The 15,626-nt window shown below is 65.6% G+C and carries 17 protein-coding genes; 12 read left to right on the forward strand and 5 right to left on the reverse strand.

The window, feature by feature from the left end; all coding sequences use genetic code 11:
• Window position 1 precedes the first annotated feature (1 nt).
• Window positions 2-505 carry a PAS domain-containing protein gene (locus tag HZA32_16035; protein ID MBI5425588.1) on the forward strand — a complete coding sequence of 168 codons (504 nt, stop codon included), beginning with the start codon at window positions 2-4 and terminating at the stop codon, window positions 503-505.
• 1 nt (window position 506) lies between these two features.
• Window positions 507-1,664, forward strand: coding sequence for a SpoIIE family protein phosphatase (locus HZA32_16040; GenBank protein ID MBI5425589.1), 1,158 nt, complete (start codon window positions 507-509; stop codon window positions 1,662-1,664).
• Here the strand turns inward: HZA32_16040 and HZA32_16045 are convergent, their stop codons facing one another.
• From HZA32_16045 to HZA32_16055, 3 genes are read right to left on the reverse strand one after another with little or no spacing between them, the layout of a single operon-like run.
• The gene (locus HZA32_16045; GenBank protein ID MBI5425590.1) at window positions 1,665-2,024 is read right to left on the reverse strand and encodes a hypothetical protein; all 360 of its coding nucleotides are present in this window, start codon (window positions 2,022-2,024) and stop codon (window positions 1,665-1,667) included.
• A gap of 7 nt (window positions 2,025-2,031) precedes the next feature.
• Window positions 2,032-2,427, reverse strand: a complete 396-nt coding sequence (locus HZA32_16050; protein MBI5425591.1) for a translation initiation factor — start codon at window positions 2,425-2,427, stop codon at window positions 2,032-2,034.
• 13 nt (window positions 2,428-2,440) lie between these two features.
• The gene (locus HZA32_16055; GenBank protein ID MBI5425592.1) at window positions 2,441-2,701 is read right to left on the reverse strand and encodes a hypothetical protein; all 261 of its coding nucleotides are present in this window, start codon (window positions 2,699-2,701) and stop codon (window positions 2,441-2,443) included.
• Between the two features lie 180 nt (window positions 2,702-2,881).
• Between HZA32_16055 and HZA32_16060 the strand changes: the two genes are divergently transcribed.
• The 4 genes from HZA32_16060 (at window position 2,882) to HZA32_16075 (ending at window position 9,603) form a co-directional block, all read left to right on the forward strand.
• The gene (locus HZA32_16060) at window positions 2,882-5,644 is read left to right on the forward strand and encodes a 2-oxoglutarate dehydrogenase E1 component (GenBank protein ID MBI5425593.1); all 2,763 of its coding nucleotides are present in this window, start codon (window positions 2,882-2,884) and stop codon (window positions 5,642-5,644) included.
• Window positions 5,645-5,783: 139 nt separating this feature from the next.
• Window positions 5,784-7,019 carry a 2-oxoglutarate dehydrogenase complex dihydrolipoyllysine-residue succinyltransferase gene (odhB, locus tag HZA32_16065; protein ID MBI5425594.1) on the forward strand — a complete coding sequence of 412 codons (1,236 nt, stop codon included), beginning with the start codon at window positions 5,784-5,786 and terminating at the stop codon, window positions 7,017-7,019.
• Between the two features lie 106 nt (window positions 7,020-7,125).
• On the forward strand, window positions 7,126-8,541 hold the full coding sequence (lpdA, locus tag HZA32_16070) for a dihydrolipoyl dehydrogenase (protein MBI5425595.1): 1,416 nt from the start codon (window positions 7,126-7,128) through the stop codon (window positions 8,539-8,541).
• A gap of 171 nt (window positions 8,542-8,712) precedes the next feature.
• Window positions 8,713-9,603 carry a DMT family transporter gene (locus tag HZA32_16075; protein ID MBI5425596.1) on the forward strand — a complete coding sequence of 297 codons (891 nt, stop codon included), beginning with the start codon at window positions 8,713-8,715 and terminating at the stop codon, window positions 9,601-9,603.
• A 19-nt stretch (window positions 9,604-9,622) separates the two neighbouring features.
• Here the strand turns inward: HZA32_16075 and HZA32_16080 are convergent, their stop codons facing one another.
• The gene (locus HZA32_16080; protein ID MBI5425597.1) at window positions 9,623-10,393 is read right to left on the reverse strand and encodes a carbonic anhydrase; all 771 of its coding nucleotides are present in this window, start codon (window positions 10,391-10,393) and stop codon (window positions 9,623-9,625) included.
• Window positions 10,394-10,475: 82 nt separating this feature from the next.
• Between HZA32_16080 and HZA32_16085 the strand changes: the two genes are divergently transcribed.
• Window positions 10,476-11,156 carry a haloacid dehalogenase-like hydrolase gene (locus tag HZA32_16085; protein ID MBI5425598.1) on the forward strand — a complete coding sequence of 227 codons (681 nt, stop codon included), beginning with the start codon at window positions 10,476-10,478 and terminating at the stop codon, window positions 11,154-11,156.
• Window positions 11,157-11,284: 128 nt separating this feature from the next.
• Here the strand turns inward: HZA32_16085 and HZA32_16090 are convergent, their stop codons facing one another.
• A complete protein-coding gene (locus HZA32_16090; protein ID MBI5425599.1) occupies window positions 11,285-11,704 on the reverse strand; it encodes a hypothetical protein in 420 nt (139 codons plus the stop codon).
• Between the two features lie 73 nt (window positions 11,705-11,777).
• On the opposite strand from HZA32_16090, the gene rpiB reads away from it, so the two are divergent.
• The 5 genes from rpiB (at window position 11,778) to HZA32_16115 (ending at window position 15,544) form a co-directional block, all read left to right on the forward strand.
• Entirely contained in the window at window positions 11,778-12,215 is a 438-nt protein-coding gene (rpiB, locus tag HZA32_16095) for a ribose 5-phosphate isomerase B (GenBank protein ID MBI5425600.1), read from the forward strand.
• Between the two features lie 111 nt (window positions 12,216-12,326).
• Window positions 12,327-12,773 carry a MarR family transcriptional regulator gene (locus tag HZA32_16100; protein ID MBI5425601.1) on the forward strand — a complete coding sequence of 149 codons (447 nt, stop codon included), beginning with the start codon at window positions 12,327-12,329 and terminating at the stop codon, window positions 12,771-12,773.
• A 37-nt stretch (window positions 12,774-12,810) separates the two neighbouring features.
• Complete coding sequence (locus HZA32_16105; protein MBI5425602.1) at window positions 12,811-13,737, forward strand: ring-cleaving dioxygenase; 927 nt, start codon at window positions 12,811-12,813, stop codon at window positions 13,735-13,737.
• Window positions 13,738-13,863: 126 nt separating this feature from the next.
• Complete coding sequence (locus HZA32_16110) at window positions 13,864-14,481, forward strand: alpha/beta hydrolase (GenBank protein MBI5425603.1); 618 nt, start codon at window positions 13,864-13,866, stop codon at window positions 14,479-14,481.
• 82 nt (window positions 14,482-14,563) lie between these two features.
• Complete coding sequence (locus HZA32_16115; protein ID MBI5425604.1) at window positions 14,564-15,544, forward strand: aldo/keto reductase; 981 nt, start codon at window positions 14,564-14,566, stop codon at window positions 15,542-15,544.
• Window positions 15,545-15,626 lie beyond the last annotated feature (82 nt).

The raw sequence follows: 15,626 nt of genomic DNA on the forward strand, positions 1-15,626 counted from the left end.
TATGGACCCTCACACCGCACTCTGGAAACAACTCTGGGATCACGACCCGAACGGCCTGCTCGTGCTCGACGAGCAGATGCAGATCGTCGTGGTGAATCCGGCGTTCTGCCGGATGTTTCGCTCGCCACCGGAGACGCTGCTCGGCCGCCCCGCTGCGTCGATCATCGACGAGCTCGACGATTTTCGCCACGCACTGGCCACCGGCCACAAGGTCATGGGGCCGAAGCGCGAATATCCGCGCCACGAACTGTTCGCGCGCGCGCTGACTTTTGCCGTGCCAGGCGAGCGGCTCGTCGCCGGCATCTTCGTCGATCTGACCGCGGAGTGGAAACAGGAGAAGGAGATCGCCGCGCTCCGCCATGAAGCGGTGCAGGAAGTGCGGCAGGTCGTCGACAAGCAGATGCGCGTCGCGCAGGAGATCGCCGGCCTGCTCGGCGAGGCCACGGCCGAGACCAAGGTCAGCCTGCTCCACTTGCTCGAGTTGCTCGGCAAGGAGAAGCACTGAGATGCCCTACTACGATACCGCCGCATCGAGCCTGAACCACCACGGCGAGGAGCTGTGCGGCGATCAGGTGAAGATCCTGCGCACGCCGGAAAAGCTGCTGATCGTTCTTTCCGACGGCCTCGGCAGCGGCGTGAAGGCGAACATCCTCGCCCGCCTCACCTCGGAGATCCTCGTCACGATGGTGCGCGCTGGCGCGCCGCTCGCGGACGTGCTCGAAACCGTCATCGGCACGCTGCCGACGTGCAAAGTCCGCGAAATCGCCTACGCCGCCTTCGTGGTGCTCGAGGTGGATCTCGCGAACGGACGGTTTCAGGTGATTAATTTCGACTGCCCGGCGCCGTTCCTCATTCGCGACGGCGAACTCGTTGAATTGCCGATGCGCACCGAGAGCATCTGCGGGCGCACGCTACACTTCTCCGCCGGCACGCTGCAACTCGGGGACTTCTTCGGCGTGATCAGCGACGGCGTCATGTATGCCGGCCTCGGCACGCTCATGAACTTCGGCTGGGGTCGCGTCCAGATCGCCGATTTCCTCGTGCGTTCCCTGCGCGAGCGCCCCGCCGCCGCGACCACCGTCGTGCGGGAAGTCATCGAAAAGACCGGCGAACTCTACGGCGGCGAACCCGGCGACGATGCCTCGCTCGTAGGCCTGCTTGTGCGCGAGCCAAGTCGCCTGATGGTGTTCACCGGCCCGCCGACCGATCCCGCGAGCGACGCGCCGGCCGTGGACCGCTTGATCGCCTTCAACGGCCGGAAAGCCGTTTGCGGCGGCACCACCGGGAACATCGTGGGCCAGCACCTCGGCCACTTGGTCCGGATCGACACGACGACGTTGCGCGAGGACGTGCCACCGATCGGCATCCTGCCGGAAATCGACCTGGTCACCGAGGGAGTCCTCACGCTCGCCAAGACTCTGCGCCTGCTCAAATCCTCCGGCGGCGATCGCCATCAACTCCCGCCTGATCGCCACGGTGCGACGCTGCTCGCGCAAGAGCTGCTGGCCGCCGACGAAATCCACATCCTCGCGGGTGAGCAGGTGAACCCTTACTATCAGAATCCGCTCCTGCCGCGAAACATCTCCATCCGTCACAACCTTGTGGAGCAAATCGTCGAGACGCTCACCGCCTGCCACAAGCACGTGACGATCGAGTGGCTGTAGTTAGTCGCCCGCACGGAATTCGCGCACCACGCGAATGGCTCCGACGATCCGCGCATTGAACTCCGCAAGTTCCTCCGCCGGCACCCACAGCTCTTGTTGGTCCGAACGACCCACGCACTTGCGCTCGAACTTCGAGCAATACGCCGCCTCCACCTCGAAAGCCGTCACGTAACCCACGTTGCCGTTTGCGCTATCGCGAGTGTTCCAGTCGCGCGCGATTTGAATCGCGTAGTCCTCCGACAAAACCGGATAGAAAATCGATTGCCACGCAAGGCGCGGTGGGAAGACCCGAAAATTCGCTGCCTGGATCAGATCGAGTTCCTTCTGACCAACTGGACGATAGAGAGTCACCGTTTCCATCGCACCCTCACCCGCCCGCGAACACGGGCCGGAAACCCGCTTCGCTCAGAATCGCCGCGATCTTCTCCCGCTGGTCGCCTTGGATCTCGATATCGCCGTCCTTCACGGTGCCGCCGCAGCCGCACGCGTTGCGCATCTTTTTCGCGAGTTGCTCCTTTTCGGGCAGGCCGATCCCGACGAATCCCGTGACGAGCGTCACCGTCTTGCCGCCTCGCCCGGCTGTCGTGCGCTTGATGTCCACGCGACCGCGGTTCGTGTTCGGTTGGGAGCGGGAGGAAACTTGGCGCGGTTGCGCAGGCGCATTCTGCGGCACTGACGGCAGTCCCGCCGTGTTGAGCGCGCCGAAGGGATTCTGCCCGAGCGATTGCCCGCCGTCCGTGGGAACTTTGCCGCCGTTGTTCATGGAAGACCGAAAATCAGTGCCGATGTCCGCCGCCGCCGCAACCTCCGGGAGGACTCGCCGGCTTCGCGAAGCCGCTCTCGCCGCCGAGCCACAGCAACGCCTTCGCGTAGCTGCGGCCTTCGAGGAAATGCACCAACTGGGGGTGCAGCTCGCCGCGATGGGCCGCGAGGAGCGCTTCTAATCGCGTCAAGGCCCCCGAAATGCCCGCGCCATCGCCGTTTTTCACTGCGGAATCGAAGTTTTCGAGCGCGTTCTTGATTTCTTGAGCGGGCATGACGCGGCGGGAGCGTGTTTAAGTTTTCGTTATGAGCAAGCCCCGGCGCATAAAACCGGATTTTTCCTCGGCGTGCCGGAGCGTAAGCGGTTGAATCGCCGCCCCTCCGGTGTTCCGTTGCACCTCCCTGCCCTCAACCGGTCCCTTTGACCGACGGCCGGGTCTCTCCCTCTTCCGCTCATGAATCCCGTTAATTTCTCCGAACGCGCGAACGTCGCCGTCGTCGAGGAACAGTATCAGCGCTGGCTCGCCAACCCCGAGTCGGTGGACGCCTCTTGGCGCGCCTTCTTTCAAGGCTTCACGCTCGGCTCCGATGGCCGCTCGCTCGCGGGCGGCGCCGCGCCCGCTCCCGCAACCGCTGCGGCCGGCTCCGACAGCTGCATCCCGAAGCAGTCCCAAGTCGACAGCCTGATCTATCACTACCGCTCGATCGGCCACATCGACGCCGACATCAACCCGCTCGCCGGCGCCCCGAAACCCTCGCCGCGCCTCGCGCTGGCCGCGTTCGGCCTCGATGAGTCCGACCTCGACCGCACGTTCGAGGCGGGCCACTACCTCGGCGGCGGCCAGAGGAAGCTGCGCGACATCCTCGCGTCGCTCCGCGAAACCTACTGCGGCAAGGTCGGCGTCGAATACGTCCACATCCAGGACACCGAAGTGCGCCGCTGGCTGCAGGACCGCATCGAGCCCACGAAGCTCAAGCCCACCTTCAACAAGCAGCAAAAGGTCCGCATCCTCCGCCGCGTTCACAAGGCCGAGCTGTTCGAAAAATTCCTCCACACGAAATATGTCGGCCAGAAGCGCTTCTCGCTCGAAGGCGGCGAGACGGTCATCGCGGCGCTCGACGCCGTCATCGACGCCTGCCCCGAGCTCGGCGTGAAGGAAATCGTCATGGGCATGGCCCACCGCGGCCGCCTCAACGTCCTCTGCTCCACGCTGCGCAAATCCTTCGACGAGCTGTTCGAGAAGTTTTCCGAGAACTACATCCCCGACACCGTCGCGGGCGACGGCGACGTGAAGTATCACCTCGGCTACGAGGCGATCCTCACCACCACTTCGGGCAAAAAAGTCGAGGTCCTCCTCGCTCCCAACCCGTCGCACCTCGAGATCGTTAACCCGGTCGTCGAGGGCAAGGCCCGCGCGCGCCAGCGCATCCGCAACGACATGGAGTCGCGCACCAGCGTCATGCCGCTGCTCATCCACGGCGACGCCGCCGTCGCCGGCCAGGGCATCGTCGCCGAGACGCTCAATTTCTCGCAGCTCCCCGGCTACACCACCGGCGGCACACTGCACTTCGTCATCAACAACCAGATCGGCTTCACCACCGATCCCAGCGACTCGCGCTCGACGAATTACTGCACCGACGTCGCGAAGATGATCGAAGCCCCGATCTTCCACGTGAACGGCGACGATCCCGAAGCCGTCTGCGCCGTGGCCCAACTCGCGCTCGAGTTCCGCGTGAAGTGGAAGCGCGACGTGTTCATCGACATGTATTGCTACCGCAAGCACGGCCACAACGAGACCGACGAGCCGTCCTTCACGCAGCCGAAGCTCTACCAAACCATCGCCGCGCATCCGCTCGTCTCCGCGATCTACACGCAGCAGCTCGTCAACGAAGGCAGCGTGACCACCGTCGAGGGCGACAAGATCAAAGCCGAATACACCGCCGCCCTCGAGGAGCACCTCGAGAAAGCCAAGGCCCGCGAAGCCTCGCGCGCCGCCAAGCGCAAGGAAGACCCGAACGCGGTCTTCAAGGGCTCCACCGCGGAATTCCAGCCCGGATATTCGTTCGCGAAGGTCGAGACCAAGGTCAGCGCCAAGCTCGTCGACCAAGTCTTCGCCGGCCTCACGCGCATCCCGGACGGCTTTAAGATTCACCCGAAGATCAAGCGCTTCGTCGACGCTCGCGCCGAGGCCCACAAGAACGGCGGCCCGTTCGACTGGGGCATGGGCGAAGCGCTGGCGTTCGGCACTCTGATGCTTGAAGGCACCCCGATCCGCCTCAGCGGCCAGGATTGCGAGCGCGGCACGTTCAGCCATCGCCACGCCGTGTGGAGCGACATCGAGAGCGGCACCAAATACTCGCCGCTCAAAAACCTCGACCCGAAGCAAGGCCGCTTCTGCGTCTATAACTCGCTTCTCTCCGAGAACGCCGTGCTCGGGTTCGACTACGGCTACTCGCTCGACTACCCGGAAATGCTCTGCCTCTGGGAGGCGCAATTTGGCGACTTCGCCAACGGCGCGCAGGTCGTCATCGACCAGTTCCTCGTCTCCGGCGAATCGAAGTGGCAGCGCAACAGCGGCATCGTGCTCCTCCTCCCCCACGGCTACGAAGGCCAAGGGCCCGAGCACTCCAGCGCGCGCCTCGAGCGATTCCTCCAAGCCTGCGCCGAGGACAACATCCAGGTCGCCAACTGCACGACGCCCGCGCAGTTCTTCCACCTCCTGCGCCGCCAGATGCGCCGCGACTTCCTGAAGCCGCTCATCGTCATGTCGCCGAAGTCGCTCCTGCGCCACCCGGCCGCCGTCTCGCAGCTCGACGATTTCACCAAGGGCGCCTTCGAGGAAATCATCGACGACAACGCCGCCAAGGCCGACCGCGTCATCCTGTGCTCCGGCAAGGTCTACTACGATCTCGTCGACTACCGCGTGAAAAACAACCTCGCGAACACCGCCATCGTCCGCGTCGAGCAGCTCTATCCGCTCCACACGAAGCGCCTCGCCGAACTCGCGAAAAAATACGCGAACGCGAAACTCGTCTGGTGCCAGGAGGAGCCCGAGAACATGGGCGCCGCCCGCTGGATTGCGCCGCAGCTCGAGACGATCTTCGGTCGCAAGGTCGCCTACGCCGGCCGCCCCGCCGCCGCTTCCCCCGCCGTCGGCATGCTCGCCAAGCACCGCACTCAGCTGGCAGCGTTCCTCAAGGACGCCTTCACCCTCTAGAAACGATCGGTCTCGTTCCTCGTTCTCATTCTCGTTCTCTTGAACTCCACCGAGAGAACGAGAACGAGAACGAGAACGAGTAAGAGAACGAGAACGATTCCCGCTCCACCTCCACTTTCACTTTTCCTCCCTCCTCACCATGGCTATCGAAGTCAAAATTCCCCCGATGGGTGAATCCATCTCGTCCGGCATCCTCGCCAAATGGCACGTCGCCAACGGCGACGTCGTGAAGAAGGACCAGGTCCTCTTCGAACTCGAGACCGACAAAATCACCTCCGAAGGCACCGCCGAGGCCGCCGGCAAGATCACGCTCGCCGTCACCGCCGGCACGGAAGTGAAGATCGGCGCCGTGGTCGCCACGATCGACACCTCCGTCACTGTAGCCGGGGTCGCCGACCCCGGCCCGGGCTCAACGAGCCCGGCTCCAACCACCCCCACTTCGCCGAAGTCCGACGCGCAGTCACCCGCCGTCCGCCGCCTCGCCGCCGAGACCGGCGTCGATCCCGCCAGCGTCGCCGGCACCGGCAAAGCCGGCCGCGTCACTAAAGGCGACATGATCGCCGCCGTGGAGGGCGCGGCTACCGCCGCGCCGAAGTCCGCCCCCGTAGCGGCCAGCGCCAGCGAGCCGAAACCCACCAGCGCCGCGCCCAGCACTCCGCCCTCCGCGTCGCGCGGCGAGAAGCAGACGCGCGTGAAGATGACCAAGCTCCGCCAGACGATCGCCAACCGCCTCGTTGCCGCGCAGCACAACGCCGCCATGCTCACGACCTTCAACGAGGCGGACATGTCCGCCGTCATGGGCCTCCGCGCGAAATATCAGGACGACTTCACCAAGAAGCACGGCGTGAAGCTCGGCTTCATGTCCTTCTTCGTGAAGGCCGTCGTCAACGCCCTCAAGGAAGTCCCCGGCATCAACGCCCAGATCGACGGCGACACGATCATCCAGAACCACTACTACGACATCGGCGTCGCCGTTTCGACCGACAAGGGCCTCATGGTCCCGGTCATCCGCGACTGCGACAAGAAGTCGATGGCCGAGGTCGAGCGTGACATCGCCGACGCCGCCAAGCGCGCGCGCGACGGCAAGATCACGCTCGCCGACCTCGAAGGCGGCGTCTTCACGATCACAAACGGCGGCATCTTCGGCTCGCTCCTCGCCACGCCGATCATCAACGCCCCGCAGAGCGCCATCCTCGGCATGCACGCCATCAAGGAGCGCCCCATCGCGTTGAACGGCCAGGTCGTCATCCGCCCGATGATGTATCTCGCCCTCAGCTACGATCACCGCCTCGTCGACGGCAAGGAATCGGTCACCTTCCTCGTGTCGGTGAAAAACAGCCTCGAAGACCCCGCCCGCCTCGTGCTGGGAGCCTGAGCTCCCACAGCTGAGAGCGCAGAGTCCAGAGTCTAGAGACCTGAACCTCTGCAACTCAGCTGTATTCTCTCTCAGCTCTAAGCTCTATACTCTCAGCTCCTCTGCCATGTCCTCCTTCGACCTCATCATCATCGGCGCCGGCCCCGGCGGCTACGTGTGCGCGTTCCGCGCCGCGCAGCTTGGCCTCAAAGTCGCGCTCGTCGACAAGCGCGCCGCCCTCGGCGGCACCTGCCTCAACGTCGGCTGCATCCCCAGCAAGGCCCTTCTCCACGCCACCGAGCACGTCGCGTGGGCGAAGAACCACGCCGCCGACTCCGGCATCAAATTCGGCAGCGTCGAAATCGACCTCGCGCAGCTGATGAAGAAAAAAGACGCCGTCGTCGCCAAGCTCACCGGCGGCGTCGCGATGCTCGCCAAGGGCCGCAAAGTCACCGTCTTCACCGGCACGGCCTCGTTCACTTCGCCGACTGAAATCACTGTAGCCGGGGTCGCTGACCCCGGCCCGGGCTCAACGAGCCCGGCTACAACCACCAAGCTCACCGCGAAGCACTTCGTCATCGCCACCGGCTCCGCGCCGGTCGAGCTGCCCTTCATGAAATTCGACGGCGAGACCGTCGTCTCGAGCGACCACGCCATCGCGTTCACCTCCGTCCCGAAGAAACTCGTCGTGGTCGGCGGCGGCGTCATCGGCGTCGAACTCGGCTCCGTCTGGGCGCGCCTCGGCGCTGAAGTCACCGTGGTCGAATTCCTCCCGAAGATCATCGCGACCTTCGACGACGACATCGTCCGCCAGTTCACGCGCCTCATGCAGAAGCAGGGCCTCAAGATCGAGGTCGGCGCGAAGGTCACCGGCTACGCCAACGGCATCCTCACCGCCGAACGCGACGGCGCAAAAATCGAAATCCCGGCCGACAAAGTCCTCGTCGCCGTTGGCCGCCGCCCCTTCACCGACGGCCTCGGCCTCGACAAAGCCGGCGTGTCGCTCGACGACAAGAAGCGCATCGCCGTCGACGGCCGCCTCCGCACTAACATCCCGCACATCTGGGCCATCGGCGACGTCGTCGCCGGCCCGATGCTCGCGCACAAAGCCGAGGAAGACGGCGTCGCCGTCGCCGAGTGGATCGCCGGCAAGCACGGCCACATCAATTGGGACCTCGTCCCCGGCATCGTCTACACGAATCCCGAAGTCGCTTCCGTCGGCCTCGGCGAAGACGAGGCCAAGAAGCGCGGCCTCGCGATCAACGTCGGCAAATTCAACTTCGCCGCCAACGGCCGCGCCATCGCTGCCGACGCGACGGACGGCTTCGTGAAGATCATCGCCGACGCGAAGACGGACAAGATCCTCGGCGCGCAAATTCTCGGCCACAACGCCGGCGAACTCATCAGCGAGGTCGTCACGCACATGGAATACGGCGGCAGCGCCGAAGACCTCGGCCGCACGATCCACGGCCACCCGACGATGAGCGAAGCCGTCAAGGAAGCCGCCCTCGCCGTCAGCAAATCCGCGATCCACGCGCTGTGAAGTGGGACGAAGCGCCGCGCTGAGCCGTCGGTGGAACGCGTTGACCCCAACGCGTTCTGCGTCGAGCGCATTGAGGTCAATGCGCTCCACCTAAGCTCTCTCGGTCCCGATTTCGCAGAACGCATTCCAGTCTTGCCGCCGCGCCCTCGGGCGCGGCGTTCTCTTTTCCCAATGACCGCATCCGCCCAGCGTCACCGTCGCGCCCTGCTCATCATGCTCGCGTCCGCGACGTTCTACGTCGCGAACGTCCTGCTGGTGCGCGCGCTCGGCACGCTCGCCTCCGCCAACGTCTGGCTGATCGCCGTCGCGCGCTTCGTCGTCGGTCTCGGCATGATCGTCGTGGTCTATCGCCGCGAGTTCCAGCCGACGCACCTCTGGCGCAACCGCAAGCTCATCGACCGTGGCATCGTCGGCGGCATCGGCGTCTACCTCACCTATCTCACCGTCGTGAAGCTCGGCGCGGGACGCGCGGTGTTCATCGGCAACACCTACGTCATCTGGGCCGCCTTCCTCGCCGCGTGGTGGCTGAAGGAAAAACTCCGTCCATCGATCCTCACCGGCGGCGCGGCGGCCCTCGTCGGACTGGCGCTGCTGACGAACGTGTTCTCGTCGGCCAATCCGCCGGGCCCCTACGACGCGCTCGCCGTGCTCGCGGCGCTGATGTCGGCCCACGTCGTCGTGACCATCCGCCAGCTGCACGACAGCGAACACACTTCCACCATCTTCGCGGCCCAATGCAGCTACGGCCTGCTCATCTGCTCCGTCCCCGCCGCACTCACGTTCGCCCCGCTGCCGCCGCTCGCTTGGATCGTGCTCCTGCTGGCCAGCGTGTGCGCCGGCGCGGGACAACTCGCAATGACCCGCGCGTTCCGCGATCTGCCTGCGGCCGAAGGTTCGCTCATCCAGATGATCGTCCCGCTCGGCGTCGCCCTCGGCGGCGCGGTGTTCTTCCACGAACATTTTTCGGCGCACGAAATCCTCGGCGCCGCGCTGATCCTCGCCGGCTGCGCGTTCACCGCACTGCGCCGCGGCGCGCCGCCAACGCCGCCCGAAAACGAATAAGGGCGGCGCGCGGCCAGCGTCATTGCCCGTGGGCTGTCTTGTGGGCTTCCTTGCTGTGCGACTCGGGAACGTGTTCCGCAGGTGCCGTCGTCCCGGCCTTCGCGAGCGTCGGCAGAATCCGCACCTTCCCGCTCGCGAGATCGTAGCGCGCCGCCACGACCTTCAATTTTCCGTGCGCCACCGCCTCGCTCAAGGTCGGTCCGCATGCCTGCAACTCGGCGGCAACCAGCTGCGCGTTCGCGCGCACGGCATTGTCGATCTTGTCGCCCGGCTCGCCGGCGCTGCGTTTCACCGCGGGCTCGATGGAGTGCACGATGCTCGGCAGGTGTCCGGGCGCGTGTCCGCCCGCGACGGTCGCGGCCACCGCGCCGCACTTGCTGTGGCCCACCACGACGATCAGTCCCGCACCGAGATGCTCCACCGCATATTCGATGCTGCCGATGACGTGGTCGTCGAGGACGGCGCCGGCGTTGCGGATGACGAAAATGCTGCCGAGCCCCTGGTCGAAATAGATTTCAGGAGCGACGCGCGAATCCGCGCAAGTGAGCACGATCGCGAACGGCTGCTGGCCTTTCGCCAGTTCCGCGCGCCGAGCCACGCCCTGATCGGGCCGGATCGTCCGCCCGGCGACAAACCGCGAATTGCCCTCCACCAGCAGCTCGAGCGCCGAGTCCGGTCTCACGCGCGCCGCCTCGGTGCCGCACAGCGCCAAGGGGGAAATTCCGAGAACGGCGGCCAGCAACGCGGCCGCGAAAGGGAGAGGAAGGCTCTTCATTTTCCGGGTCATCATCGGCCAACCGGGCGCGCACCGTCGTCACAAGGCGGTCACAACGCTTGCCAGCCGCCGGCACTTCGGTTGGCTGCCCGGACCGGTGAAAAAACTCATCCTCTGGGACATCGACGGCACGATCATCCGCACCAACCGCGCGGGCATCATCGCGCTCGTGCGCGCCTTCACGCAATTGCACGGTCGCGAACCGGACATGACCAAAGTCGAGGTCGCCGGCCGCACCGACCGCTGGATCATCCGTCGCATGCTCGAAGAGCACGGCATGCCGCCCACCGCGGAGAACATCCACGCCATCCTCGAAGGCTACCTGCAACTCCTCGCCGGCGAAATCGCCACGCGCTCCGGCCGCATCCTGCCCGGTATCGCCGAACTTCTCGAAACGCTCCACCACCGCGACGACGTCGTGCAGGCGCTCCTCACCGGCAACGTCGAGCGCGGCGCCCGCATCAAGCTCGAGCACTACCGCGTGTGGCACTACTTCCCCTTCGGCGCGTTCGGCGACGACAGCCCGCTCCGCAACGACCTCGGCCCGCATGCGCTGCGCCGCGCCAAGGAGCGCCACGCGATCGATTTCGCGCCCGAACGCACCTTCGTTATCGGCGACACGCCGCACGACATCGAGTGCGGCAAAGCCATCGGCGCCCGCACCATCGGCGTGGCGACCGGCATGTTTTCCGTGGCGGAACTCGCCGCGCACGCGCCGACAGCCGTGTTCGCCGATTTCGCCGACACCGCGGCTCTTCTCCGCGTGCTCGACACGTGAAGGTAGGGCGGGACCGCTGGGCCCGCCGAGAACGCGGCGTCACTTCCGGCGGGCCCAGCGGTCCCGCCCTACCCCTTCCGCCGCGAACGCGACGAAGTGCTGTGGTTATTGCGCCCCGTCTGGCGCGCTCACCCCTTCCGAAACTCGATCCGCGTGACGCGCCCCTGCTGGAGTTCCACGCGCAGCGCCTCGTCGTCGTAGTAAGCGCCCGTGCTCGTGCTCACGCCGACGCTGGTTGCCGAGTGCCGGCCGTAGCTGCCGATGCCGAATCCAAAGCTGAAACGCGGCGCGCTCCGCACGTATACCCACACGTCAGACCGACCGGTCGTATCGACCCGCTCGAACCGATGCGCAGGCTCGCCCAGTGCGATGAGCACCATCGACTCGGTGTAACCCACGTCGACGCGCCCCGCGCGGAGATTCTGCTGCACGTCCGGCGGAAACTGCGCGAACGCCGCCTCGTTTTGCGCGATCCGCTGATTGGGCGTGCTCGAACATCCGGCCAAAATCAGAACGGCGGTGAGGACAAACAGAAGACGTGCGTTCATGGGGGTGTTTTTGTTTGCTGGCGTTGAAGGTGCCCGGAATAACGACCGCCGCAAATCTCCCGCGTTCGCCCCCATGAAGAAATTTTCCATCGCCATCGGCTCCGACCACGCCGGCTTCGCCTACAAGGAGAAGATCAAGGCCATGCTGCTCGCCGACGGACACGTCGTCCGCGACTTCGGCACCAACTCCGACGCTCCCTGCGACTACCCGGATTTCATCCGCCCGGTCGCCGAAGCGGTCGCTCGCGGCGAGTTCGAACGCGGCATCGTGCTCGGCGGCTCCGGCAACGGCGAGGCGATCACCGCCAACCGCGTCAAAGGCATCCGCTGCGGCCTCTGCTGGAACGAACAGGTCGCCGTCTGGAATCGCTCCCACAACGACGGCAACGTTCTCTCCCTCGGCCAACGCACCATCACCGACGAGGAAGCGCTCAAAATCGTCCGGGTGTGGCTCGAAACCGCGTTCGAAGGCGGCCGCCACCTCGCCCGCATTGCGAAAATCGACGCCTAACGCGCTCCGCCTCGGCGGGACGCCAGTCGGATAGCCTCTGTTAATCAAGCACCTGCGAACTTTGGTATTTTTGATTTGACATCGAATCATTAATCCGCAGCATCTCGTGCCATGGGAACACGCCACCGCGGCACAATTGAAGAGATCAACGCGCTGAACGCCTTCATCAAGCTACAGCGTGCGGCCGAGTCCGTCTCCTCCCGCGTCCACGCCGTCCTCCCCGAGGGCCTCACAGTCACCCAATTCGGCGTCCTCGAGTCGATTTACCACATCGGCCCACTTTGCCAGGGAGAACTCGCCGAAAAACTCCTGCGCTCCGGCGGCAATCTCACTCTCGTCGTCGACAATCTCGAAAAGGCCGGCCTCGTCGCCCGCGAACGCGATCCCGCCGACCGCCGCTTCGTGGTCGTGAAGCTTACCGACAAGGGCCAGAAGTTCATCGCTGAACTCTTCCCCAAGGTCGTGGGCAACGTCTCGCGTGAAATGAACCGCCTCTCCTCCACCGAGCTGCTCGACCTCGGCCGCCTCTGCAAAAAGATCGGCCTGCCGCCGGGCTGATTTTTATTTTTCCCGATTACTTTAACATCAAACCACAATGCAACTCCTCGGACTCCACCACATCACCGCCATCGCCGCCGACCCGAAGACCAATCTGGACTTCTACACCCGCGTTCTCGGCCTCCGCTTCGTCAAGAAGTCGGTCAACCAGGACGATCCCGGCACCTACCACCTCTACTACGGCGACAACGTCGGCTCGCCCGGCACCGCCCTGACGTTCTTCCCGTGGCAAGGTCTCCGCCGCGGCCGCCCCGGCACCGGCCAAGCCTACGCGACGGCCTTCTCCGTCCCCGCCGGCTCCCTCGCCTACTGGCAGAAGCGCCTCGCCGATCTCAAAGTCACCGCGGAACCGATCGCGCCGCGTCTGGGCGACCAAGTCCTCGCCTTCGCCGACCCTGACGGCATGCGCCTCGAGTTGATCGCCACCGCCGAGGCCGACTCGCGCCTCCCCGCGCCATCGAACGACGTTCCGGCCGAGCACGGCATCCGCGGCTTCCACAGCAGCACGCTGGCGCTGACCAATGCGCAGCCCACCGCCGCGATGCTCAAGCTCATGGGCTACCGCCTGCACGGGGAGGAGCCGCATCGCGCGCGCTACACCGTCGCGACCGGCGGCCCGGGCACCTACGTGGATCTCTTCACCGATCCCACGCTCCCGCGCGGCCTCAACGGCGCCGGCACCGTGCATCACATCGCCTTCCGCGTCGCCGACGACACCCAACACCTCGCCGCTCACGAACAGCTGGTCGATGCCGGTGCGCACGTCAGCCCGGTGATCGATCGCGCCTACTTCAAGTCGATCTACTACCGCGAGCCCGCCGGCGTGCTCTTCGAGATCGCCACCGACCAGCCCGGCTTCGCCATCGACGAATCGGTGGAGACGCTCGGCACCAAACTCTCCCTCCCACCGCGCCTCGAGCCGCACCGCGCCGAAATCGAAGCCGCGCTCCCGAAGCTCAACTAACCCGGTAGGGGCGGTTGCCCCAATCGCCCTTCCCGCCCGCCGCGCAGCTTAAAGGGCCGTTGGGGGCAACGGCCCCTACCTTCCCGATCCGTCCTCGATCTTCGGTCCTCTGTCATCCGCCTCTCCATGCCCACGCTCTCCTACCAACACGTCTTCGAACCCTCCCGCGATCCCACCGCCGCGCCGCTGCTGCTGCTCCACGGCACGGGCGGTGACGAACGCGACTTGCTCCCGCTCGGCCGTCAGCTAGCGCCCGGCGCGGCGTTGCTCAGCCCTCGCGGCGATGTGCTCGAGCGCGGCGCGCCGCGCTTCTTCAAGCGTTTCGCCGAAGGCGTCTTCGACCTCGGCGACGTCGAGCGCCGCACTCACGCCCTCGCCGATTTTATCAATGCGGCCGCGAAGCACTACGGCTTCGACGCCACCCGCCTCACCGCGCTCGGCTTCTCCAACGGCGCCAACATCGCCGCGTCGCTGCTCCTGCTTCGCCCCGAGTCGCTCGCCGCCGCCGTGCTCCTGCGTCCGATGGTCGTGCTCGAACCCGCTCCCGCCGCCCTCCCCACGCTCGCCGGCAAACGCATCCTCATCTCCTCGGGTGAACTCGATCCGATCGTGCCGCCCGATCACCCCGCCCGCCTCGCCGAAATTTTCCGCCGCGCCGGAGCGGACGTCACGCTCCGCACCCACGTCGCCAGCCATGGCTTGATCGCGGCCGACCTCGCCGCCGCCCGGGAATTTCTCGCGTAGCGGAGAACGGCAGCGGCCCGGCGCGGCCGAGAAACCGCGTTAGACAAATCGCGCCGCGTCCACACACTCCGCCGGCATGACGATGCCTTATCGCCGGGTCGGGACGACCGGCCTCAAAGTCTCCGCGCTCTCCTTCGGCGCGTGGGTCACCTTCGGCAACCAGATCAGCAGCGATACCGCGCGCGATCTCATGCACACGGCCTACGACGCCGGCGTGAACTTCTTCGACAACGCCGAGGGCTACGCCGACGGACAGGCCGAGATCGTCATGGGCGACATCCTGAAAAAATCCGGCTGGCGCCGCGGCAGCTACGTCCTTTCCACCAAAATCTACTTCGGCGCCGAACACGACGGCCCGAACGAGATGGGCCTCTCGCGCAAACACCTCATCGAAGGCTGCGAAGCCTCGCTCCGCCGCCTCCAGCACGACCACGTCGACGTCCTGTATTGCCACCGCCCGGACCCCGAGACGCCGCTGATGGAGACCGTGCGCGCGATGCACGACCTCATCACCCAGGGCAAAGTTCTCTATTGGGGCACCAGTGAATGGAGCGCCGAGCAGATCACCGAGACCTTTGAAATCTGCGAGAAATACGGATTCCACGCCCCCGTCGTCGAACAACCGCAATACAACCTCTTCCACCGTTCCCGCTTCGAGAAGGAGCTCACGCCCCTCTGCAAGGCCCACGGCTACGGCACCACCACGTGGTCGCCGCTCGCCAGCGGCCTGCTCACCGGCAAATACAACGAAGGCGTCCCCTCCGACTCCCGCCTGCACATGGAAAGCCTCGAGTGGCTCCGCAAGCGCCTCACCGGTTTTGGCTCCGAGCGAAAAATCGAAGCCGTGAAAAAATTCGCCGCCATCGCGCAACGCATCGGCACGCCCCTGCCGCAGCTCGCCATCGCGTGGTGCCTGAAGAATCCGAACGTCTCCACCGTGATCCTCGGCGCCTCCCGCCCGGAACAACTGCGCGAAAACTTCGGCGCCCTCGCGACGCTCGAGAAAATGTCTCCGCAAGTCATGGCCGAGCTCGACCAGATTTCCCGCCCCGTGGCCGAGTGACGGTGGAACGCGTTGGCCGCAACGCGTTCAAAATCCCGCGCACCTAACGGCGTGCCCGCTCTCGGCGTCATTCCGATCATCC

This window comes from Opitutia bacterium, from assembly GCA_016217545.1.
In the GTDB taxonomy this organism is placed as follows: Bacteria; Verrucomicrobiota; Verrucomicrobiia; order Opitutales; family Opitutaceae; genus Didemnitutus.

Coding starts and splice junctions, on each gene's coding strand:
- HZA32_16035 (MBI5425588.1), top strand. CDS start 2: ATGGACCCTCACACCGCACTCTGGAAACAACTCTGGGATCACGACCCG.
- HZA32_16040 (MBI5425589.1), top strand. CDS start 507: ATGCCCTACTACGATACCGCCGCATCGAGCCTGAACCACCACGGCGAG.
- HZA32_16045 (MBI5425590.1), bottom strand. CDS start 2,024: ATGGAAACGGTGACTCTCTATCGTCCAGTTGGTCAGAAGGAACTCGAT.
- HZA32_16050 (MBI5425591.1), bottom strand. CDS start 2,427: ATGAACAACGGCGGCAAAGTTCCCACGGACGGCGGGCAATCGCTCGGG.
- HZA32_16055 (MBI5425592.1), bottom strand. CDS start 2,701: ATGCCCGCTCAAGAAATCAAGAACGCGCTCGAAAACTTCGATTCCGCA.
- HZA32_16060 (MBI5425593.1), top strand. CDS start 2,882: ATGAATCCCGTTAATTTCTCCGAACGCGCGAACGTCGCCGTCGTCGAG.
- odhB (MBI5425594.1), top strand. CDS start 5,784: ATGGCTATCGAAGTCAAAATTCCCCCGATGGGTGAATCCATCTCGTCC.
- lpdA (MBI5425595.1), top strand. CDS start 7,126: ATGTCCTCCTTCGACCTCATCATCATCGGCGCCGGCCCCGGCGGCTAC.
- HZA32_16075 (MBI5425596.1), top strand. CDS start 8,713: ATGACCGCATCCGCCCAGCGTCACCGTCGCGCCCTGCTCATCATGCTC.
- HZA32_16080 (MBI5425597.1), bottom strand. CDS start 10,393: ATGATGACCCGGAAAATGAAGAGCCTTCCTCTCCCTTTCGCGGCCGCG.
- HZA32_16090 (MBI5425599.1), bottom strand. CDS start 11,704: ATGAACGCACGTCTTCTGTTTGTCCTCACCGCCGTTCTGATTTTGGCC.
- rpiB (MBI5425600.1), top strand. CDS start 11,778: ATGAAGAAATTTTCCATCGCCATCGGCTCCGACCACGCCGGCTTCGCC.
- HZA32_16100 (MBI5425601.1), top strand. CDS start 12,327: ATGGGAACACGCCACCGCGGCACAATTGAAGAGATCAACGCGCTGAAC.
- HZA32_16105 (MBI5425602.1), top strand. CDS start 12,811: ATGCAACTCCTCGGACTCCACCACATCACCGCCATCGCCGCCGACCCG.
- HZA32_16110 (MBI5425603.1), top strand. CDS start 13,864: ATGCCCACGCTCTCCTACCAACACGTCTTCGAACCCTCCCGCGATCCC.
- HZA32_16115 (MBI5425604.1), top strand. CDS start 14,564: ATGCCTTATCGCCGGGTCGGGACGACCGGCCTCAAAGTCTCCGCGCTC.